The organism is Actinomadura logoneensis, from assembly GCF_003428695.1.
GTDB lineage: Bacteria > Actinomycetota > Actinomycetes > Streptosporangiales > Streptosporangiaceae > Spirillospora > Spirillospora logoneensis.
This window is the reverse complement of sequence record NZ_QURH01000312.1, coordinates 1-20175: the sequence shown is the minus strand read 5'-3', so window position 1 is coordinate 20175 and position 20175 is coordinate 1. Positions and strand designations below refer to the sequence as shown.

At 71.5% G+C, this 20175-nt stretch carries 20 protein-coding genes; 8 read left to right on the top strand and 12 right to left on the bottom strand.

Features of this window, described 5'->3' with window-relative positions; all coding sequences use genetic code 11:
* Positions 1-172 precede the first annotated feature (172 nt).
* On the bottom strand, positions 173-1186 hold the full coding sequence (locus tag DZF91_RS19205) for an AraC-like ligand-binding domain-containing protein (RefSeq protein WP_268915956.1): 1014 nt from the start codon (positions 1184-1186) through the stop codon (positions 173-175).
* 290 nt (positions 1187-1476) lie between these two features.
* On the opposite strand from DZF91_RS19205, the gene DZF91_RS19200 reads away from it, so the two are divergent.
* Entirely contained in the window at positions 1477-2274 is a 798-nt protein-coding gene (locus tag DZF91_RS19200; RefSeq protein ID WP_117358831.1) for a hypothetical protein, read from the top strand.
* 445 nt (positions 2275-2719) lie between these two features.
* On the opposite strand, the gene DZF91_RS19195 is transcribed toward DZF91_RS19200, so the two are convergent.
* From DZF91_RS19195 to DZF91_RS19180, 4 genes are read right to left on the bottom strand one after another with little or no spacing between them, the layout of a single operon-like run.
* Entirely contained in the window at positions 2720-3781 is a 1062-nt protein-coding gene (locus DZF91_RS19195; RefSeq protein WP_117358830.1) for an epoxide hydrolase family protein, read from the bottom strand.
* The gene (locus tag DZF91_RS19190) at positions 3771-4217 is read right to left on the bottom strand and encodes a MarR family winged helix-turn-helix transcriptional regulator (protein ID WP_117358829.1); all 447 of its coding nucleotides are present in this window, start codon (positions 4215-4217) and stop codon (positions 3771-3773) included. The genes DZF91_RS19195 and DZF91_RS19190 overlap by 11 nt, the downstream gene beginning before the upstream one ends.
* Complete coding sequence (locus DZF91_RS19185) at positions 4214-4828, bottom strand: type 1 glutamine amidotransferase family protein (protein WP_117358828.1); 615 nt, start codon at positions 4826-4828, stop codon at positions 4214-4216. Before DZF91_RS19185 ends, DZF91_RS19190 begins: the two co-directional genes overlap by 4 nt.
* A 55-nt stretch (positions 4829-4883) precedes the next feature.
* On the bottom strand, positions 4884-5975 hold the full coding sequence (locus DZF91_RS19180; RefSeq protein ID WP_235834416.1) for an epoxide hydrolase family protein: 1092 nt from the start codon (positions 5973-5975) through the stop codon (positions 4884-4886).
* Between the two features lie 375 nt (positions 5976-6350).
* Between DZF91_RS19180 and DZF91_RS19175 the strand changes: the two genes are divergently transcribed.
* Positions 6351-7586: an MFS transporter gene (locus tag DZF91_RS19175; RefSeq protein ID WP_158587982.1), complete on the top strand. Its 1236-nt coding sequence runs from the start codon at positions 6351-6353 to the stop codon at positions 7584-7586.
* A 108-nt stretch (positions 7587-7694) separates the two neighbouring features.
* Here the strand turns inward: DZF91_RS19175 and DZF91_RS19170 are convergent, their stop codons facing one another.
* From DZF91_RS19170 to DZF91_RS19155, 4 genes are all read right to left on the bottom strand, one after another.
* Positions 7695-8012: a hypothetical protein gene (locus DZF91_RS19170; protein ID WP_147341219.1), complete on the bottom strand. Its 318-nt coding sequence runs from the start codon at positions 8010-8012 to the stop codon at positions 7695-7697.
* Positions 8013-8023: 11 nt separating this feature from the next.
* Positions 8024-8332 (bottom strand): hypothetical protein, encoded by a 309-nt coding sequence (locus DZF91_RS19165; RefSeq protein WP_117358824.1) that lies wholly within the window; start codon positions 8330-8332, stop codon positions 8024-8026.
* 254 nt (positions 8333-8586) lie between these two features.
* Positions 8587-9651, bottom strand: coding sequence for a helix-turn-helix domain-containing protein (locus DZF91_RS19160; RefSeq protein ID WP_147341218.1), 1065 nt, complete (start codon positions 9649-9651; stop codon positions 8587-8589).
* Between the two features lie 100 nt (positions 9652-9751).
* Positions 9752-10597: an alpha/beta fold hydrolase gene (locus tag DZF91_RS19155; protein WP_235834413.1), complete on the bottom strand. Its 846-nt coding sequence runs from the start codon at positions 10595-10597 to the stop codon at positions 9752-9754.
* A gap of 207 nt (positions 10598-10804) precedes the next feature.
* On the opposite strand from DZF91_RS19155, the gene DZF91_RS19150 reads away from it, so the two are divergent.
* Positions 10805-11773, top strand: coding sequence for a TIGR03557 family F420-dependent LLM class oxidoreductase (locus DZF91_RS19150; protein ID WP_117358821.1), 969 nt, complete (start codon positions 10805-10807; stop codon positions 11771-11773).
* 274 nt (positions 11774-12047) lie between these two features.
* Entirely contained in the window at positions 12048-13523 is a 1476-nt protein-coding gene (locus DZF91_RS42140) for an OmpA family protein (RefSeq protein WP_235834412.1), read from the top strand.
* A gap of 77 nt (positions 13524-13600) precedes the next feature.
* On the opposite strand, the gene DZF91_RS19140 is transcribed toward DZF91_RS42140, so the two are convergent.
* Positions 13601-14986, bottom strand: coding sequence for an NAD(P)/FAD-dependent oxidoreductase (locus DZF91_RS19140; protein WP_117358820.1), 1386 nt, complete (start codon positions 14984-14986; stop codon positions 13601-13603).
* Positions 14987-15421: 435 nt separating this feature from the next.
* On the opposite strand from DZF91_RS19140, the gene DZF91_RS19135 reads away from it, so the two are divergent.
* Positions 15422-15844: a DUF7144 family membrane protein gene (locus tag DZF91_RS19135; protein ID WP_117358819.1), complete on the top strand. Its 423-nt coding sequence runs from the start codon at positions 15422-15424 to the stop codon at positions 15842-15844.
* A gap of 131 nt (positions 15845-15975) precedes the next feature.
* On the opposite strand, the gene DZF91_RS19130 is transcribed toward DZF91_RS19135, so the two are convergent.
* The gene (locus DZF91_RS19130; RefSeq protein ID WP_235834411.1) at positions 15976-16800 is read right to left on the bottom strand and encodes a S1 family peptidase; all 825 of its coding nucleotides are present in this window, start codon (positions 16798-16800) and stop codon (positions 15976-15978) included.
* 157 nt (positions 16801-16957) lie between these two features.
* Positions 16958-17947, bottom strand: a complete 990-nt coding sequence (locus tag DZF91_RS19125) for a helix-turn-helix domain-containing protein (protein WP_117358818.1) — start codon at positions 17945-17947, stop codon at positions 16958-16960.
* 71 nt (positions 17948-18018) lie between these two features.
* On the opposite strand from DZF91_RS19125, the gene DZF91_RS41220 reads away from it, so the two are divergent.
* The 3 genes from DZF91_RS41220 to DZF91_RS19110 form a co-directional block, all read left to right on the top strand.
* Positions 18019-18555: a cupin domain-containing protein gene (locus DZF91_RS41220; RefSeq protein ID WP_199486734.1), complete on the top strand. Its 537-nt coding sequence runs from the start codon at positions 18019-18021 to the stop codon at positions 18553-18555.
* Between the two features lie 62 nt (positions 18556-18617).
* Positions 18618-18956 (top strand): helix-turn-helix transcriptional regulator, encoded by a 339-nt coding sequence (locus DZF91_RS19115; RefSeq protein WP_117358817.1) that lies wholly within the window; start codon positions 18618-18620, stop codon positions 18954-18956.
* 115 nt (positions 18957-19071) lie between these two features.
* The coding region (locus tag DZF91_RS19110; RefSeq protein WP_117358850.1) for a GAF domain-containing protein at positions 19072-20175 on the top strand (1104 nt) is incomplete at its 3' end.

Below are 20175 nucleotides of genomic sequence, written 5' to 3'. Positions count from 1 at the left end.
GGCGGAAGGACCGGGCGGCCGGGGGTGCGGACGCCCCGGCGGGCTCGGACCGGACGCGCCCGCCGCCGTCCCGCGGGCAGCGGCGACGACTCCGAGGAGTCGGGGCGGGACCACGAAGAGTGGCGGTCCGACCCCGCCGCCGGTGCGCCGGCCCGCCCCTCGGCCCCAGCCCTCAGTGCCTGGTGCACCGGTCGCCCAGTGCCTGCCGGCGGTAGTCGTAGGGGCTGATGCCATAGGCGGCGCGGAACGTGCGGCTGAAGGACGTCGCGTTGCCGAACCCCCAGCGGGCGGCGATCGCCTGGATCGGACGGTCGCACAGCTCGGGGGAGGCGAGGTCGGCGCGGCAGCGTTCGAGCCTGCGCCGGCGGATCGACGCCGCCACCCCCTCGCCCTCGCCTTCGAACAGCGTGTAGAGCGTCCGGAGGGAGATGTGGTGCCGGTCGGCGACCAGCCGGGGCGTCAGGTCGGACTCGCCGAGGTTCTGGTCGATGAACGCGTCGATCCGGCGGAACAGGGAGTGGGCGCGGATCTCGGCGGACACCTCCCGCCGGTCCCCGAGCTGCTGGGCGAGGCCGGCGGCGGTCAGTTCGACGGCCATGTGCCCCAGGGCGGCCCGGCTCGCCGGCCCGGCGTCGGAGGCGTTGGCGGCGAGCGAGAGCAGGAAGTCCGACAGGACGCCCGGCAGCCCCCTGCCGCCCGGAACGCGGCGGGCGAGGAGCCGGTCGGCCTGCTGGGACGGCAGCGGCATCACGGCCTTCGGGATCTGCAGGACGACGACCTCGACGGTGCGGCCGTCCAGTCCCGACCCCGACTCGTAGGGACGGGACGTGTCCCAGAGCGCCATCTCCCGGGGCCGCAGGACCGCCTCGGCCCCGTTCTGCGCGAACCACGCGCTCCCCTTGAGGACCATGCCCAGCTGGTACTGCTCCGGATCGCCCGCGCGGATCAGCCGCATCGTCCGGCGGGAGCGGAGCGGCGAGTAGGCGAACCTGGACACCTGGACCGCCCCCAGGTCCAGCTGGACGCCCTCGGCGTGGAACCTGCCGGAGTTCAGCGGACTGAACTCCGACGGCATCAACGCGCGGGAAACCTCTTCGGTGAACCAATCGACCCCGTTCGCCGCCGAGTCGGTTGCGGGGTCCCCGCCGCACCGTCCCTTCGACGCCTCATCTACCCCGTTGTGCACGCGGTGCACGGTACAAGACGGCACCGACGCGGCCCCGGCCGTCCCGGGGGCATCGGCACCCGCCGCGCACGCCGAGACCGCACGCCGAGACCGCACGCCGCGCACCGCGAAGCCGCACGCCGCGCACCGCGAAGCCGCACGCCTCGCACAGCGAAGCCGCACGTCATGCACACACCCTCAGGGCGTTTTGACCGTAAGGTCGCCGACTGAATACCGGCTCTCCTGACCCTCAGGAGCCGCCGGCGCGCATCCGCTGCGCACGTGACAGAAGGGAAATCCAGGTTTCACAGATGAAGATCAAGCTGACCGCGCTCGCCGCGGCCGGGCTGGCGACGGCCGCCGTCGCGGCCGCCGTGCCCGTCTTCGCCTCGTCCGACAGCAAGGTCCAGGCGACCGCGGCGGACTCCGGCGCCAAGGCCGACGCGAGCGCTGTGCGCTCCGTGCTCAAGCCCGGCCAGACCCTCAAGGCCGGGCAGTACCTGCGCTCGACCGACGGCCGCTACAAGCTGGTCATGCAGGCCGACGGCAACCTCGTGGTCTACAAGGGCTCAAAGTCCATCTGGAGCTCCCACACCTGGGTCAAGGGCTCGGCCGCGACCATGCGCACCAACGGTGACCTGGCCGTCGCCAAGGGAACCCACACGTATTGGAGGAGCCACACCGACGGCAACAAGGGCGCCTACCTCACCCTGCGGAACGACGGTAACGCGGTCGTCTACAAGGGCAAGACGCTCTGGTCCAGCTACCAGTGGATCTCGACGCTGTCGAACGGCGTGACGCTCTACCCGTACCAGAAGGTCGTCTCCCAGAACTTCGCCTACCAGCTCCGCCAGGAGCCGAACGGCGACCTGGTGCTGTACCGCAACGGCAAGCTCCAGTGGCACACCCGCACGTCCGGGAACCCGGGCGCGTACACGGTGATGCAGACCGACGGCAACCTGGTCGTGTACAGCAAGAGCAAGAAGGCGCTCTGGTCCACGCACACCTGGCGCAAGAACACCTGGCTCGCCGTTCAGAACGACGGCAACATCGTGGTCTACACCGGCCACATGCAGGCTCTGTGGGACCGCTACAACGGCAAGCACTGACCACTGAGCACCGATCGGGCGAGTCCTGATCGATGACGGGGCCGCGGCGTGGCCGAAGGCATCAGGTCCTCACCGTCCTGCCACCGGGGATGGCCTCCGAGGCGCGGACCCGCTTTCCCGCCGACGAAGTCGCCACGCCGCGGCTCCCGGGCCCCAGCTCTGCCGACCACCGGCTCGGTTCCGCTGACGGCACGAAGAGCTTCGGGCATCGCGCCTTTCCTTAATACCGGCGCGAGGCCGGTCTGCCGGGTTGGCACTGGACGCCATCTTGGCACCCGGCAGGCGGGAGAACAACGCCGCGACGGCCCACTGCGAACCATTCGACCGCATGGGAACAAGCGTTATTGATCGCTTTTACGGCGGGACGCGCGCGGGGCGAATATAGCGTCGCCGCGACGACACGGATTCGGCCGTCGCGGCGACTTCTGGAGTCGGCATGAAGGGGTTATGGACGGGGCGTCCGGTCCCCGTAGACCTCGAAGAAGGCGCGGATGTCGTTCAGGAGGGCGTCCGGAGCCTGGTGCGCGGCGAAGTGCCCGCCGCCTGGGTGGGTCGTCCAGGAGACGATCGCCGAGTGGTCGCGCGAGGCGTAGCGGCGGACGGAGCGGAAGTAGTCGCCGGTGTACTCCGAGAGCGCGACCGGCGTGGTGGTGGGCGTGGTCGGGTGGACGGCCCGGGCGTCGTGGGCGTAGAAGCGGATCGAGGACGCGCCGGTGCCGGTCAGCCAGTAGAGGGTGATGTTGGTGAGGGCGAAGTCGGGGTCGACCGCGTCCAGCAGCTGGGCGTTCCAGGCGGCGAGGCCGACGGGGGAGTCGGTGAGGGCGGGCGCCAGCAGGTCCGGCCGGGTGGCGTGCAGTCTGAGGTAGGCGCCGTGCCGCTGGATGAAGCGCTGGGAGTGGGCGAGGCGGTCGGCGTCGTCCTCGGTCAGCGGCTCGTCGGCGCCCGCCGGCATCGAGAAGATCTGGGTGACGAGGACGCCGGTGACGTGGTCGGCCGCCGTCCGGCCGAGCTCCAGGGAGACCGTCGAGCCGAGGTCGTTGCCGACCGCGCCGTACCGGTCGTAGCCGAGACGGCGCATCAGCTCGGCCCAGGCGCGGGCGGTGCGGTGGCGGTCCCAGCCGTCGGCCGGGCCGGAGAACCCGAACCCGGGCAGCGACGGGACGACCAGGTGGAAGTCCGCGGCGAGCGGTACGAGCAGGTCGAGGAACTCCACGACGGAGCCCGGCCAGCCGTGGCTGAGGATCAGCGGGAACGCGTCCGGCCGTGGCGAGCGGACGTGCAGGAAGTGGACGTCCAGCCCGTCGATCTCCGTCGTGAACTGCGGATGGGCGTTGATCCGGGACTCCCAGACGCGCCAGTCGTAGCCGTCGCGCCAGCGGTCGAGCAGCCCGTCGAGCCGTTCGGCGCCGACCTCGTCGAGCTTGGCGCGGTCCAGCCGCTCGGCCAGGTCGTCCAGCGCGGACTGGGGGACATCGACGCGGTAGGGGACGATGAGGTCATTCGGCATCAAGGGCCTCCAATGCATCCGACAGTCGCTCGACCGCCGCCAGGGCGTTCCGCAGCTCCTCAGGCCCGAGCCGGTCGGCGAGCCGTTCGGCGAAGACCCGTTGCGCGGGAACGACGCGTTCGACGGCCGCGATCCCGTCGAGGGTGGGGGCGAGCAGCTTGGCCCGGCTGTGCGCGGGGTTCGGCCGGTACTCGGCGAGCCCCCGCTCGACCAGCAGGTCGGCGATCCGCTGGACGCTCTGCCGGGTGATGCCCATGGAACGGGCGATCCCCGCGACGGGCAGCGGTTCGTCGAGGACGGCGCCGAGCACCTGCCACCACGCGGCGGTCAGCCCGGCCGGACCGGCCAGGTCGTCCGCCACCCGCAGGAACTGGCCGTTGAGGCGGAAGACGGCGACGGCGGTCCGGGCCATGAGGGGACCGGGGTGCTCGCTCATCGGACGCCCGCCAGGACGGCGTAGGCGGCGGCGTCCTGCTCGCCGAAGAGGCGGTACCAGGCGTCCAGGACCTCCGGCTCGTACACGTCGAGCTTCGCCAGGATCTCGCGGGCGAACTCCACGGGGGCCGTGGGTCCCGCCGTGATGAGGTCTCCGTCGGTGACCGCGGGGACGTCCCTGTACCGGGCCGCGCCGTCGTAGCCGGTCATGGCGAGGAACTCCGGCGCGCTGCTCGTGTGGTCGCGGTCGTCCAGAAGGCCCTCGCGCGCCAGCCCGGCGGTCGCGCCGCAGATCGCCGCCACGGGCACGCCCGCCTCCAGGAACTCGCGGGCCTTGCGCGCGAAGGCGTGGCCGCCCTCGAACCACATGCCGCCGCCGGGAAGGATCAGCAGCGCACTGCTCTCGGGGGTGAGCTCGTCCAGCAGGACGTCGGGAAGGATGCGGGCGCCTCCCGCGGTGGTGACCGGCTCCAGGGTCTCTCCCACCGTCCGGACCCCGTACCGTCCCGGTCGGTGCTGTCCCAGGTCACTGCGGATGTGGGCGGTGGCGTACCCCACCTCCCAGTCGGCCAGCGTGTCGTAGACGGCCACATGAACGATCTTGGTTGGCATGACAGGATGCTGTCATTACGACAGCATCCTGTCAATCCTGGACCCGTCTCCGGCGTCAGCGGACGAGGCGGAAGAACGCGCGGAGTTCCCCGACGAACAGGTCGGGCTGTTCGAAGGCGGCGAAGTGGCCGCCCCTGTCCGGCTCGTTCCAGTACCGGATGTCGGTGAAGCGCTTCTCGGCCCACCGGCGGGAGGGGCGCGGGTTCTCCTTGGGGAAGACCGAGCATCCGGCCGGCACCGTGACCAGGTCCGGAGCCTCGGTGGTGAAGAGCCGCTGGACCGCTCCGAAGCTCTCCCAGTAGAGCCGCGCGGCGGACGCGCCGGTGCCGGGGAGCCAGTAGAACATGAGGTTGTCCAGGAGTTCGTCGCGGGTGAGCGCGTTCTCGGGATGGCCGTCGCAGTCCGTCCAGGAGCGGAACTTCTCGATGATCCAGGCGCACAGCAGCGACGGGGAGTCGACGAGTCCGTAGCCGATGGTCTGCGGCCTGGTGGACTGCTCCAGGGAGTATCCGTCCTCCCACTTCTGGGCCTGCTCGAGCGCGGCCAGGGCGGCGCGTTCCGCGTCGGTGAGGTCGTCGAACGTCTCCGGGTCCGGTGGGGCGAGCGGCGGGACGAGGTGGACGCCAGCCACGCGGTCCGGCGCGGTCTGGCCGATCAGCGCGGTGACGGTCGTGCCCCAGTCGGATCCCTGCGCGCCGAACCGGTCATAGCCCAGGCGTCCCATCAGCCGGATCCACGCCCCGGCGATCCGCTCGACGCCCCACCCCGGACGGGCCGGCTTGTCGCTGAACCCGTAGCCGGGCAGGGACGGGCACACGACGTGGAACGCGTCGCGCGCGTCGCCGCCGTGCGCCGTCGGGTCCGTGAGCGGCCCGATCACCTTGAGGAACTCGACGATCGAACCCGGCCAGCCGTGCGTCAGGACGAGCGGCAGCGCGTCCTCGTGCGGGGACCGGACGTGGAGGAAGTGGATGCCCAGTCCGTCGATCGACGTGCGGAACTGCGGCAGGGCGTTGAGGCGCCGCTCGGTCGCCCGCCAGTCGTACTCCTCGGCCCAGTACCGGCACAGCTCGCGCAGGTAGCCCAGCGGAACGCCCTGGGACCAGTCGTCCACCGTCGCCTCCTCCGGCCATCGGGTGCCGCGCAGGCGTTCGCGCAGATCGGTCAGCGCGGCCTCCGCAGGCGTTCGCGCAGATCGGTCAGCGCGGCCTCCGGGACGTCGAGCTCGAAGGGGGTCACATCGTCGGTCATGCCGTCCTCCCTGCACCGTCGATGGGCAACGCGGGCCCGGCCGCGTGTGCGTCGGACCTGATGGCCCGGCCCTGCCGATCATGCCTCGGCCACCGCCGTCCTGAACGTCCGCCGGCCACCGGCCACCGGCCCGAGGGAGCGGTGACGCAAGGCGTCTCTCCGAGGCGGCGGACGGATGGCGCGTCCCTTCTTGTCACCGCCCCGCCCCGTCCTCGCGCGTCCTGTTACGCTGCGCAACTCCGAGCAAGCAGATCGTCATGCGGGGGTGCCGGTGACCACGCTGGACCTGTTGTCCAACCGCGCCGTGGCCCCGCTGCTGGCGGCACGAGTGATCTCGTCGGCCGGGGTGGGGTTCGGTCAGGTGGCCTTCGTCTGGGGGATGAGGGCCAACGGCTACAGCGCCGGTGCGATCTCCCTGGTCGCGGCCTGCAAGGCGGTGCCGGCCCTGCTGATCCTCGCGGGCGGCGTCCTCGGCGACCGGTTCCGGCGCCACCACGTCCTGGCCGCCGCGGAGCTCGGCGCGACCGTCACCTGGCTGGCCATCGGCGCGTGCCTGCTCGACGGCCGGGCGCCGGCCGCGCTGCTGTGCGTCCTCGCGCTGTTCTCGGGGACGGCCTACTTCATCTTCATGCCGACCGTCCGCGCCATCGTCGCCGACCTCCTCCCGGGCGAGCAGCGGCACGCCGCGAACGCGCTCGTCGGCCAGACCGAGGCGGTCGGCGCCCTGGTCGGCCTGGCTGCCGCGGGAGTGGTGGTGAGCGAACTCGGCGCGCCGTCGGCCGCGTTCCTCAAGGCCGTGATGTGCGCGGTCAGTGCCGTGCTGCTCCTGCGGCTCAGCGTGCCCCGGCACCGGACGAGACCGCCGGGGCCGATCTCCGACCTCGCCGCCAGCTGGCGGCTGTTCGCCGCGCACCCCTGGCTGTGGGCGATCACGCTGCAGTTCACCAGCGCCGTCATCGCCACCGCGACGCTCGCCGAGATCATCGGCCCGCTGTTCATGTCCGAGCACGGCCGCACCGCCACCACATGGGGCGTGATCGGCGCGTGCGAGGCGTTCGGAGCCCTCGCCGGAGCGGTGCTGGCCGTCCGCTGGACGCCCCGTCACCCCGCCCTCGTCGCCGTCGTGCTGCTGCTCCTCGCTGCCGCGCCGCTGCCGGTCATCGGCGCGGCGGGCCCCTCGGTGCTCATCGCGGCGGGGATGTTCGCGTCGGGCGTCGCCAAGGCGGTCTGCCTCGTGCTGTGGATCACCCGGCTTCAGAAGACCATCCCCGTCGAGACGCTGGCCGGGGTGAACAGCTGGAGCATCCTTCCGGCCTACGCCCTGGCACCCGTCGGACTCCTGCTGGTCGGCCCCCTCACCGAAGTCAAGGGGCCGGGCAACGCCGCCCTGGTCGTCACGCTGAGCGTGCTGGTCTCCACCATGGCCGCGCTGGCCCTCCTCCTTCTCGGTGCCCGCGCGAGCAGGCGAAGAAAAGAAGGCACGGCCGAGCTGCTCACGGCCTCGTGACCATTCCGGCCACCGCACCACCTTCGGGCGGTTCGGAGAGCGCGACGCAGGGCAGGGCCCCGACCCGCTCGGAGTCGGAGCCCTTGGGGATGTGTCGACCGACCGGGGTCAGGTCTCCATGGTGTCGATCCACGGGTCGACGCCCGGCGTCAGCGTGCCGCCGCCGCAGCGAGCCCTCCTGGGCTCCGTGTACCCCGTCCACTGGCTGTAGTAGTAGTGGCGGTCGGTGCAGGACACGCCGACGCGCCACTTACCGCGGTTGGCCGCCGTGCACACCCCCATGCCGCTGGTCGTGCTCTCCTTCCAGGCGTGGCACCCCGTGGGGTTGCCGAGAACGGTCGCCTGGGCCGGTGCGGCCGTGAGAAGCGGAGCCGCGGAGGCCGCCGCCACGAGGGCGAGCATGCCGAGTCGGGCCGGCTTTCGCATGTGTCCTACTTTCATGTCGGGAAGGTGTCGATCCAGACGTGGCTGATGGTCGTCCCGGACGGGCAGTCCTTGCTGGCCGGGGTGGAGGTGTACTTCCGCGGGGTGTAGTAGTTCTGGCCGTTGCAGCGGATGCCCAGCCGCCAGGAGCCGGGGTCGGACATGTCGGTGCACGCCCCGCGTCCGCGGACGGACGAGGTGATGCGCGACCAGCAGCCGTCCGGGGTGGCGAACGCGGCCGGAGCCGCGACCGTGAAAAGCCCTGCGGTGGTCGTGATCGCCAGGCCGAACCCGGTGAGCCTGGAGACGTTCCTTGTTCTCATTCGTGCTCCTTCGGACCGCATGCGTACATGTCATTTCGGTGCCGGATGTGTATGGACGCCGACATTTCCTCCTAGGCCATTCGGAAGAGGAGGCGAAGCCGCCCCTTGCTGCGCTCTGGAACAGCTTGGCCGTGCGCTCCGAGACGGGCCAGAGGGGACGGTGGTCGGCTTTGGTCGATCTTGGTCGACCCCAGATGACGTGCGGTTACGTCCGGGGGAGCGGTGGACGACTGTGCTGGACGAAGCGCGGCCGGCTAGATGCCCGGGCGCGGATCGGCCTCGATCGTGAATGCTTGCGCGAGCCTGCCGGAAGCGCAGGCGGCCAGGAAAACGGGACGACCGGCACTCGCGGGTGCTTCGATACAGAGCTCGGTATGGGCGATGCGGAGCTGAAACGCCCCGGGATGGGCCGTGGAATGCACGAGCCAGAAACGGTCAGCGGTGTTGGCGCCTTTACGTCCGCAGAAATCGTCGTCCACTCCGCTGCGGACCTCGACGCGCCGGACACCCATGCAGCCCGAGCCGAGGTCCGGGTGCTGGGTGGCGATCACGTAGCTGCCGTCCGGCTGCTCTTGGAGCGACCTCGACGGGAAAGCGTAGGCGCACGGCATCGGGAAGATCCGGCCGTCCACATCCCGGCGTGCCGACAGGCAGCGGTTCGTCCGTGCCGATCGGATGCGGCTGTTCCCCGAGAACGTGTGGCGTGCGGGATCCGACGCGGCCGTGTCCCGCAGCGCCGGGGCGGTGGGAACCGGCGGCGCGCTCGCTCCCGCGAGCAACGTCCCGACCGCCAGGAGCAGCAGCACCCAGCGAATGCTGGTGAGCCGTGCCCCCTGGAAGCGCATCGCGTTCGGCAGGCGCCATCCGTTCGGAACGCGCCGCGCGCGACCGGTCGCTGCCGCAGGCACGTTGGCGCCCGCCTCCGCCACCGCTGCCGGCGCCGGAGTCGGAGCCGGGACCGGAGTCCGCGAACTTTGCGGGGACGCGGCAGGCGGTGGAGCCGCAGCGGTCGCGGCCTGCGCCTGTTCCATGGCCAGTTGACGGCGAACGGTCACCCAGAGGGAAACGGTGTCGGCCGAGCAGCCGCATGCGCGAACGAACGCGGCGACGAGTTCCTCTCTGGGCAGGGTCTTCCGCCGCAGGGCCGTCACCAGGGTGCTGTGCGGCAGGGGAACGCCGTCATCGGCGGCGTTCCGCTCCACTTGCCGGAAGGTCAGTCCCGACCAGGCCCTCAAGCGCCTCATGGCCGCAACGAACTCTTCCGCGTTCTTCACCTCCCGGGGATCGGGGCAGTCCTGGGCAGGGGACTGGTTCTTCATCTTCACCCTCAACGCGAGTTCGTCGCCGCCTCAAGGAGCCTGACGACCGCCTGACAGGAAGCTGATCGTCTTCTGAAGACGCTCGGCACGGGGCCCGGGATCACAGCGCCAGCATGGCCGAGGCGACCTCGGGGACCGCGGAGTCCGGGATCGCGGTCGAGGCGTCGTCGAGCACCAGCAACTGTGCATCGGGGATCTCCCGCGCGAGCGCTTCACCGTTGCCGAGCGGGAAGAACGGGTCCCGGCGTCCGTGCACCACCAGCGCCGGAACCGCGAGCTCGGCCAGGCGCTCGCGCCAGCGCGGCGCGCAGTCCAGCCGCGAGAAGACCATCCCCATCTGGTTCGCCATCTGGACGGCGGGCCCGGTGCCGGGCGTCCGGTCGAAGATCCGCCCCGCCAGCGTGCGCGCCGCCTCGGGGTCGTTCCCCAGGACCTCGGCCTTGGCCGCGGCGGACGCGACCACCGCCGCGCGGTCCGACCAGTCCGGCATCGGCACGGAGAACAGGCGTCCCATCACCGCGCCGTCGTGATCTGGAAGGTCCGCGTCGACCGGGCCCGGCGCGACCGGGCGCGTGCCGACCAGCGTCAGCGCCGAGAAGGCGTCCGGGTGGTCCAACGCGGCGACCTGGGCGACCATGCCGCCCACGCCGACGCCCGCGAGATGCGCCGGACGCTCGTCCAGTCCCCGCGCGAGTTCAGCGGCGTCCGCCGCGAGATCCCGCAGCGTGTAGGCGGGAGCCTCGGGGTCCACCGTGGTCGAGGCGCCGGAATCACGCAGGTCGTACCGCACCACATGGCGTCCGCCGCGGGCCAGGGCCTCGCAGAGCGCGTCGGGCCAGGACAGCATCGTCGTCCCGCCCGCCAGCAGGACGAGCGGCGCGGACGCGTCACCGAAATGCTCGACGCCGAGCGTGACGCCCCCGGACGTGCGGAAAGAACCGGTCACCGAATCCATCTTCGACCTCCTGCGCGGCTCAACGGCAGCCGCACACATTACGCACAAAACACCAGCAGTGCCCAGGGCTCCATGATTGCGGCCATCCTGGACCCGGCGCCACGATCGGCGCATCGAGATTGGCCAAACTCCGACAAGCATCGTAATGAGTGATGCGAGAGGTGTATGGCCTGGCCGGGGTCGGGTAGGCGGCCCGATATGAAGATTGGCTACAAACTCGCGGCCGAGGCGTACGGCCCCAAGGACCTGGTCGCGCAGGCGGTGCGTGCCGAGCAGGCCGGGTTCGACTTCGTCGAGATCAGCGACCACTACCACCCGTGGGTGGACGAGCAGGGGCACTCGCCGTTCGCCTGGACGGTGCTGGGCGCGATCGCGGCCAGGACGACCACGCTCGGCCTGGCCACCGGCGTCACGTGTCCCACCGTCCGGTACCACCCGGCCATCATCGCCCAGGCCGCCGCCACGCTGGCGGTCCTGTCGGACGGCCGGTTCACCCTCGGCGTCGGCTCGGGGGAGCGGTTGAACGAGCACATCGTCGGCTTCGGGTTCCCCGAGTCCGTCGAGGTCCGGCACGAGATGCTGGTCGAGGCGCTGGAGATCATCCGGATGCTGTGGGACGGCGGCTACCGCTCCTACCAGGGCAAGCACTTCGAACTCGCCTCCGCCCGCGTCTGGGACCTGCCGGACCGGCCGCCGCTGATCGCGGTCGCGGCCGGCGGCCCCCGCGCGGCGCGGCTGGCCGCCGAGCACGGGGACGGCCTGTTCACCACCGAGCCCGACCCGTCCCTCGCCGAGGCGTACCGCAGCCACGGCGGCAGCGGCCCCCACTACGCGGAGATGCCCCTGTCCTGGGCGAAGGACGAGCAGACCGCCGTCACGGCGGCCCACAAGGCGGCCCGCTGGTCGACCGGCGGCTGGCCGGTCATGGCGGAACTGCCCAACCCGCCCAGTTTCGACGCCGCCTCGCAGACGGTCACCGAGGACGACATGCGGGAGGCCATGACCTGCGGGTCCGATCCGTCGAGCTACGTGTCCAGCGCCCAGACCTTCGTGGACGCGGGCGCCGACCACCTCGTCATGACGAACTGGGGCCCCGACCCGGAAGGCTTCCTCGAGTTCTACAGCAGCGAACTCGACGGAAAGCTCCGCGCCCTGTCCCCGTCCTGAACCGGCCGGGCGGGCACGCGGCTGCCTCGCTTCGTCCCCAAAGCGGTTGACCAGCAATTACACACGGGACAACCGGGTTCGAAACTCCCGGATGACGAAGCGACAGAAGCGTCGTAAGAGAAAAACCCAGATATAGCGTGTTCTGTTCTCCACTGCGCCCTAGGCTGTTTCTCGTTTCTTGATCACGACGAGAAGGAGACGAAGGGTGGCGTCACGGAGTCGAAGCAGGACGCCCCGGGCTGCGGCGGGGGCTCTTCTCCTGACGGGGTCACTGGTGCTGACCGGATGCTCCGAAGACAAGCAGACGATCGTCGATCGTCTCCCGACCGGTGCTCCGGCGCCGTCCTCGCAGCCGGCCGCTTCGGGGCGGCGGTCGGTCCCCCTCTCCCTGGCGGCGGGGAAGGCGCGGTTCGAGTTGCACGCGCTGAGCCGGACGACGCCGACGACGGTGACCGGCCGCTTCGCCGTGGTCAACGAGGGGGACGGCCCGATCCACATCTCGGGCGCGCTCGGTGACCAGCTCAACGATCCCGATGCGGGGAACATCCTGTCCTTGAGCGGCTTGGGGCTGGTGGACGCCAGGAACCAGAAGATGTACATGCCGTTGGCCAAGGGGTACGACTGCCTGTGTTCGGAGGCGCCTGCCCAGATCGCGCCGGGGGCCACCAAGGAGATGTTCGCGGTGTTCCCGGCGCCTTCGGCCGAGGTGCAGCGGGTGACGGTGACCTCGCCGGGGGCCGCTCCGATCCTGGATGTTCCGATCGGGACGGGGCCTGTGCAGCCGGTTCCGGGGCAGACGGTCGATGCCTCGACGCCGCCGACGGGAAGCCCCCGTGTTCCCAGTTTGGTGGTGACCTCCACCGGGTTGGAGATGGGGGTGGACGACAAGGGGGACCAGCGGGCGGTCAACCTGCAGTCCGATGTGCTGTTCGCGGTGGACAAGGCGGATCTGACCGCGCGCGCCGACGCGGTGCTGCGGAGGGTCGCCCAGCAGATCGACGCGTCCAGGGGAACGACGATCAAGGTGGACGGGCACGCCGACAACACGGGCAACGACGCGATCAACCAGCCGTTGTCGGAGCGGCGGGCCAAGGCCGTCGCCGACCGGTTGAAGACGCTGGTGACCCGGCAGGGCGTCACCTTCCAGCCCGCCGGGCACGGCTCGTCCCAGCCGATCGCCGACAACGGGAGCGAGGAGGGGCGCCGCCGCAACCGGCGGGTGACCGTCACCTTCCCCAAGCCGCCGGAGCCGCAGACCGCCGCGCCCGCCGAGCGGAAACCGGTCAACTATGACTCGTCCACGGTGGTCAGCAGTGGAGAGATCAGCGGTACCCATGGGCTGCGGTACGAGATCAACGGGCTGTACCGCAGTGGCGACGGCCTGGCCGTCCTGGTCTGGACGATCAAGAACGCCGGCACCTCCGTGCAGAGCAGCCTCGACTTCGACCGCAACTGGCTCCGGTACGGAAGCGCCCCGGGGTGGCGCGGTCCCTCGACCCGCGGCGTGATGCTGGAGGATCCCGCCGCCAAGATGCGCTACTGGACCCTGGACACCTCTTACGGACAGTGCGAATGCTCACTGTTCGTCGTCAGCATGAAGAACACGCTTCGTCCGGGGGAGAGCGTGACGGTCTGGAACCTGTTCAAGCCGCCGGCCGACGTGAGCACGGTCGACGTCTCCATCCCCTCCAGCGATATCGCCGGGCTCGGAGCCGTGGGCGCCGTCGCCCGCGGTATCCGCATCCAGTGAGCGCGGACGCGGGGGAGCGCGGACGCGGGGGAGGGCGGACGCGGGGGAGGGCGGACGGCGCCCCTCCCCCGCCCCGCTCAACCGGCCGGTGACGGGGGAGGGGCGGAGACCTCGGACGGCGAGTCCGTCGGTACGCGCCAGCGGGCCACCACGCGGGCGACGGCCGACGGCTTGAGCAGCGCGGCGGGCGGCGCGGTCATGCCGAACACCTGGAAGATCGTCCGGCAGGTGGCCGGGTCGACGTTCCCGGCCGCCACGACGTGGTTCATGTACTGGTGCAGGAACTTGACCTTCGCTCCCGGGGGACGGCCTTGCGTCCAGGGGAAACGGAGGTCTTCTCCAACGGCGAGCCCCCAGGCGTCGGCCGACTGGGCGGCGGCGACCCGCTGCAGGCGGGCCGTGTCGCGGTGGATCCGCGCCGGATCCATGCCGTCGATCGCGTCGGCGACGGCCTTGGTGGTCATGGCCGCGACGGTCATGCCCTGGCCGTAGACGGGGTTGAAGCGGCACAGGGCGTCGCCCAGGACGAGGAAGCCGCGGGGCCAGCGATCGAGGGACTCATAGTGGCGCCACTCGTTGGCGGTGTTGCGGAACGCCTGCGCGTCGGAGAGGGGTTCGGCCTCGCGGAGGGCGTCGTGCAGCACGGGACTGCGCAGGCTGCGCGCGTAGCGCAGGTACTCGTCGTCCTTGGTGGGCGGGACGTGGTCGCCGCACCCCAGGAGGGTGGCGATCCACAGGCCGTCCTCGATGGGGACCAGCACGCCGCCGCGCGGTGTGCCGGGGCTCGTCTGGATGTAGATCGCCTTCCAGTCGCGTCCGGTCGAGTCGGGCAGCTTGTAGTACCGGCTGGAGTAGCCGAACCCGGCGTCGTAGCGCTCCACCGGAGGCACGGGATGGCCGAGCTCGGTCAGCCAACGGGTGGCCTCGGACCGGCGTCCGGCGGCGTCCACGACCAGGCTCGCCATGAGCGTCCGGGGTCCGGCGGTTCCGTCGGTCCGGACGCGGACGCCTTGGACGCCCTCGCCGTCCGCCGTGGGCACCAGGCCCGTGACCCGGCTCGCCTCCAGGACCTCGATGCGGGGATCGGCGTTCGCCCTCCGGCGCAGGACCCAGTCGAGCAGGACCCGGCTGCACGTCATGTCGGCGGTGCCCGCCACCCGGGGGAACCAGCCGACCGGGCTCAGCCACAGGAAGTCCTCGGGGACGGTCAGCCGGTGGGCGCCGTGGTCGACGAGCTCCTGGACCAGGCCCGGCAGCAGGTGTTCGGCGCAGTCGAGGCCGTGCTTCCAGAACGCGTGGATCTGGAGGCACTGCGGGAGTCCGGGACGGAACGCCCGCTCGTCCGGCGGCGTGTCCCGCTCGACGACGGTGACGCGCGCGAAGCGGCGGGCCAGGGCGCTGGCGGCGAGCACCCCGGTGACGCCCGCGCCGATGACGATCGCGTGATCGTCGGCATCTCCCATGAACGGCCTCCTTCTGGACGCTGAACCCGTCGGGGGCAGGCATCTCGACGGCGGACGCGGAGCCCCCCGGCGGACGTGGAGCCCCACCGGAGTGACGCGCCGGACGGCCGCCGATCACCCTGCGTAGTTCCTCATGTCAGGATGAGTGCTGGAGAGGACCGGGTCAACGGCCATCGCCCTTCTCGGCGGTGGGCAATGTCCCGCTGAAGAAACGGCCAAGCGCGGCCCCGGCCTGCGGCGATCCCGTTTTCCGAAACGGAGGAGCGGGGACTTTCCGTGAGATAAGAGACCGCGGCCTGTCGCTTCGGCGGACCGCGACGTCCGGTTCTCCACCGACCACGCAGGACCGGACCGCCGCTCCAGCGGCGCCTCGTCCCCCCGATTCCGCCGCCCGAACGACCGGTCCCGGACGGTCCTGCGGGAAAGCGAGCCATCATGGCCACGACTCCCAGGACTCCGACCTCCACGAGCCCGACGCCGCACGGCGTCCACTCGGGCTGGCTCGGCTTCGCGGGCGTCCTCGGCGTCCTGCTCGGCGTGTTCAACGTCATCGACGGCCTGGTCGCGCTGTTCAACAAGGACTTCTTCCTCACCAACAGCGGCCGGCTGCTGGTGTTCGGCTTCACCGCCTGGGGATGGATCTGGCTCATCGTCGGCCTCATCCAGATCGCGGTCGGCGTCGGCATCCTGGCCGGCCAGACCTGGGCGCGCGCCGCGGGCGTCGTGTTCGCGGCGCTCGCGATGATCGGCCACTTCACCTTCCTCGCCGCCTATCCGGTCTGGTCGGTGATCAACATCCTGATGGCCGTACTGATCATCTACGGCCTGATCAGCGCGCCGCACGGCGCCCGCGGCTGACCGCCCCGGCCCAAGGCGTCCGGCAGGGTCGGTTCTCCTGGGGCCGACGGTCACGGAGTCCGTTGTGGCACGCGGCCAGAAGAGGCGTTCCCCGTGCTGCCTGTGAAGGCGGGCGCGGGGAACGCGGGCGCTCAGCCGTCCTTGCCGATGGTCTTCTTGATCCAGTTGGCGAAGGCCGGCGCGCTGCTGTAGAGCCCCGGCCCCTGGGAGCAGGCCACCCCGGGCACGCCGGGGCCCGACGTCACGCCGATGAGCTCCCAGCGCCCGTCCCTGCCCTTCCGGATCTGCGGGCCGCCGGAGTCGCCGTTGCAGGCCATCGCCCGGGGCACCCGGCTGACCGTGCAGAGCCTGGTCCGGTCGGCGTAGCCGGGCGCGCACTCGGCGACCGAGCCCCTGCGGGTCTCGAGCTGCTGGAGCCGCTCGGAGAAGACCCACTTGGCGGGGTCGGGGGACTCGACGACCGTGCCGAAGCCGAGCAGCCTGGTCGGAGTGCCGGCCCGTCCGGGCTCGTGCGCGATGCGGACGGGCTTCTCGCGGACGGGACGATCCAGGCGGACCAGCGCCACGTCGTCGACGTTCGGGACGCCCTTCTCGGGATCGCCCGACCTGTATCCCGGGTGGACGACCGTCCGGCTGATGGCCCGGACGGTGCCGCCCGTCCTCTGGTTCAGGCTGCCGATGCGGACGGTGCCGTCCGCTGTCGTCTCGACCAGGCAGTGCGCCGCCGTGAGCACCCACTGCCGGGCGATCAGTGAACCGCCGCAGACCCCCTTGAACTGGATCTCGTCGGCCGACACCGGGATCGACGCCATGAACGGGTAGCGCTCCGTGGCGTCCGTGCCGTTGACGATGGCGCCGGCGCTGCCGGCCATCACGGTGGTGCCCGCGGCGCCTGCAGCCAGGGCGAGGAGGGTGGCGCGCGTCAGATGGCGGCGCACGGAAGTGGAAGCGGACACGGGGTGGTCCCTTTCGGTCGGGAAAGCCTGACCCGTCCAGCCTGCGCACTGAGGGGCGGCCGATACACCGGGCCGGCACGTGTTCGCGTGGTGTAGCCAACCCCCAGAAGCCCCCGCTGCAACCGTGCCGCGGCGACCGGGATGCGGTGCGCCGCCGTCACGTGGCCGACGCGGGGAGCGGTTCCGGGGCCGGGCGCTGCGGAGACGAGGCGCGGAAGGAGCGGCGGTAGGCGCCCGGCGTGGTGCCGACGGCGTCGAGGAAACGCCTGCGCAGGTTGGTGGCCGACGAGAGGCCGACGCGCCGCGCGATGGCGTCCACCGGAAGGTCGGACGACTCCAGCAGGTCGCGGGCGGCGGTGACGCGCCGGGTGAGCAGCCACCGTCCCGGGCTGGTGCCGAGCTGGTCGACGAACCTCCTGGTCAGGGTGCGCGCCGACAGGCCCGCGCGGGCCGCCATGTCCTCCACGGTCACCGGCTCCCCGAGCCGCTCGTCGAGCCATTCCAGCAGCGGCGCGAGCGTCCCGTCGATCTGCACCGGGCTCGGCGGCGCGGAGTACTGCAGCTGGCCGCCCTCGCGGTGCGGCGGCATCACCATGGTCCGCGCGATGTGCGCCGCGTACCGGGCGCCCTGGTCGCGGCGGACCAGGTGCATGCACAGGTCGATCCCCGCTCCGGCCCCGGCGCTGGTCGCGATGTCCCCGCCGTCCACGTACAGCACGTCCGGATCGACCTGGACGTCAGGGAAGCGCGCGGCCAGCTCGTCCGCCAGCGCCCAGTGGGTGGTCGCGCGACGCCCGTCGAGCAGGCCGGCGTGCGCCAGCGCGAAGGCGCCGGAGCAGATGCTGACCACGCGCGCCCCGCGCGAGTGCGCGCGGCGCAACGCCTGGACGACCGTGTCCGATGGCGGTTCGTGGGCGGGGAGCCAGCCCGGCACGACCACGGTGTCCGCCCGGCCGAGCGCGTCGAGCCCGTCGTCCACGACCATGTCGTACCCCGCGTACGTGCGCACCGGCCCCGGACGCTCCGTGCAGACGGCGAAGGCGTAGCGGGTCGGGAGGCCGCGCCGTTCGATCCCGAACACCTGGGCCGCGCACGCGAGCTCGAACGTCGACTGCGGGGTACGGACGAGCGCCACAACCTGATGCATGGCCGAAATGTACCGCTTGATGTCATTTCAGACTCTCGGCGGGACACCGCCCCACCGGCCACTCTGGCCGCATGACGACAGAACACGGCGCTTCCGCCTTCACCTGGGCCGACCTCCGGGACGTCCCGGTCCGCGAGCTGTTCCCCGGCATCCGCCTGCGTCTGCTCTGGACCGGCGACGCCGGAGCGAAGGCCGCCGTCCTGGAGATGGACGCGAACACGAGTTGGCAGGGCATCGACGTCCACGAGCCGGGCCCGGAGGAGGTCTTCGTGGTGTCCGGCACCTTCAACGACGGCGAACGCGACTACCCGGCCGGGACGTTCATCCATGCGCCCGCCGGATCCTCGCACGTCCCGCAGACCACCACGGCTGCACGTTGTTCCTCTTCTACCCGGAAGGTTAGGGCGGTCGGCAGGTGCCCGAAATACGCCGAGCGGGGCGCGCGGCCCCGTGACGCCGATCCTGCCCTGAGGACCACTGCCGAGTCCGCCGGCCCGGATGCCTCCCGAGTCGGCGGACCGTCCGTGTTCACCCTCCGAGCCAAAACAGAGGTTCTGGTCCCGGTGCGGGAAGCGGGGAGTGTGCACGGCCGAGCTTTCATGAAATAGTATTCGGTAAATGGGCTTCGGTCCGGGCCCGGCAACAGGGAAGCGGAGAGGGAGGACACCACATGGGCGGCGAGCGCGCCGGCGAACGGCCATGGACGTTCCTGACCAACCACGCGCGCGTGCTGGTCATGATCGCCCGCCACCCGGAGTCGCGGCTGCGGGACATCGCCGACGCGATCGGGATCACCGAACGGGCCGCCCAGATGATCGTCAACGATCTGGAGGGCGGCGGCTACCTCACCCGCACCCGGATCGGACGCCGGACCCACTACAGCGTCCACCCCGACCGGCCGTTCCGGCACCCCGCCGACGCCGACCATCTCGTCAAAGAACTGCTCGCGGTGTTCGCCGACCACGACGACCACACCCCGCTCCAGGCAGCCGGAGACCAGCGGCCTTGAGCGCCACCCGGGCGAGGTGCAGGACGGCCCCGCCGAGGAAGCCCGACCGCACCGTCCCCGGACGGCGCGTCATCGATCTCCCGCCCTCGATGGCAGATGAGAGGCACACCAGACCATGACGACGACATCAGGGCAGCGCCTCTCCGCTGCCGATCCGGCGGTCGTCGGACGGACGGCGGAAGAGGACCTGCGGACGTTGTTCGGCCAGTCCACCGCCGTCTTCGCGTCGTTGACGGGACCGGCGCACGTGGTGGAGGCGGCGAACCCGGCGTTCTTCACCGCCATCGGCGGCCAGGACCGGGCCCGCACCGGCGTCCCGATCGCGGAGCTGATGCCCGAGCTGGCCACGCAGGGGTTCATCGCGCTGCTGGACGAGGTCCTCCGGACCGGAGAGCCCTACATCGGCCGCGACGAGCGGGTCGTGCTGGGCACCGGTCCGCACACGCGGGAGGCCTTCTTCGACTTCACCTACGAGCCACGCCGCGACGCCGCCGGCATCGTGACCGGCATCCGGGTGCTCGGCGTGGAGACCACCCAGCTCAAGCACGCCCAACGGCTGATGGTCGAACACCGCGCCCTCGTGGAGCAGATCGCCCGCCAGGCGCCCCTGACCGAGGTGCTGGAGGGGATGGCCCGCTGCATAGAGAACCTGGCTCCGGACGAGTTGTTCGTCTCCGTCCTGCTCGCCGACTCCGACGGCCGGCACCTGCGGCACGGCGCCGCGCCCAGCCTGCCCGACTTCTACAACGAGGCCATCGACGGGATCGCCACCGGCGAGGGCGTCGGCTCCTGCGGCACGGCCGCGCACCGGCGGGAACCGGTCATCGTCACCGACATCGCCACCGACCCCTTCTGGGACGACTTCCGCGCGCTGGCCGACCGCGCCGGCGTGGCCGCCTGCTGGTCCATGCCGATCCTGGCCCGCGACGGCGGCCTGCTGGGCACGTTCGCCATGTACCACCGCACGCCGCGCGTCCCCCAGGAGACCGACCTCGCCCTCGCCCGCGTCTTCGCCGGCACCGCGGCCCTGGCCATCGAACGCCACCGCATCGAACAGGAGAAGGCCGCCGCCGAGGCACGCGCCCAGAAGGCCCGTGACGAGCTGGCCGAAGCGGTCCGCGCCGAGCAGCGACTGCGCGCCGAGGCCGAGCGGCGCGCCGCCGACGCGGCGGAACTCGCCGCGCGGATGCGTGCCGCCGCGACCGCGCAGGCCACCACG

Bases quoted from the DNA above. Each gene is read 5' to 3' on its own strand.
- DZF91_RS19200 (WP_117358831.1), top strand. From the start codon at position 1,477: ATGAAGATCAAGCTGACCGCGCTCGCCGCGGCCGGGCTGGCGACGGCC.
- DZF91_RS19195 (WP_117358830.1), bottom strand. From the start codon at position 3,781: ATGCCGAATGACCTCATCGTCCCCTACCGCGTCGATGTCCCCCAGTCC.
- DZF91_RS19190 (WP_117358829.1), bottom strand. From the start codon at position 4,217: ATGAGCGAGCACCCCGGTCCCCTCATGGCCCGGACCGCCGTCGCCGTC.
- DZF91_RS19185 (WP_117358828.1), bottom strand. From the start codon at position 4,828: ATGCCAACCAAGATCGTTCATGTGGCCGTCTACGACACGCTGGCCGAC.
- DZF91_RS19170 (WP_147341219.1), bottom strand. From the start codon at position 8,012: ATGCGAAAGCCGGCCCGACTCGGCATGCTCGCCCTCGTGGCGGCGGCC.
- DZF91_RS19165 (WP_117358824.1), bottom strand. From the start codon at position 8,332: ATGAGAACAAGGAACGTCTCCAGGCTCACCGGGTTCGGCCTGGCGATC.
- DZF91_RS19160 (WP_147341218.1), bottom strand. From the start codon at position 9,651: ATGAAGAACCAGTCCCCTGCCCAGGACTGCCCCGATCCCCGGGAGGTG.
- DZF91_RS19150 (WP_117358821.1), top strand. From the start codon at position 10,805: ATGAAGATTGGCTACAAACTCGCGGCCGAGGCGTACGGCCCCAAGGAC.
- DZF91_RS19140 (WP_117358820.1), bottom strand. From the start codon at position 14,986: ATGGGAGATGCCGACGATCACGCGATCGTCATCGGCGCGGGCGTCACC.
- DZF91_RS19135 (WP_117358819.1), top strand. From the start codon at position 15,422: ATGGCCACGACTCCCAGGACTCCGACCTCCACGAGCCCGACGCCGCAC.
- DZF91_RS19125 (WP_117358818.1), bottom strand. From the start codon at position 17,947: ATGCATCAGGTTGTGGCGCTCGTCCGTACCCCGCAGTCGACGTTCGAG.
- DZF91_RS41220 (WP_199486734.1), top strand. From the start codon at position 18,019: ATGACGACAGAACACGGCGCTTCCGCCTTCACCTGGGCCGACCTCCGG.
- DZF91_RS19115 (WP_117358817.1), top strand. From the start codon at position 18,618: ATGGGCGGCGAGCGCGCCGGCGAACGGCCATGGACGTTCCTGACCAAC.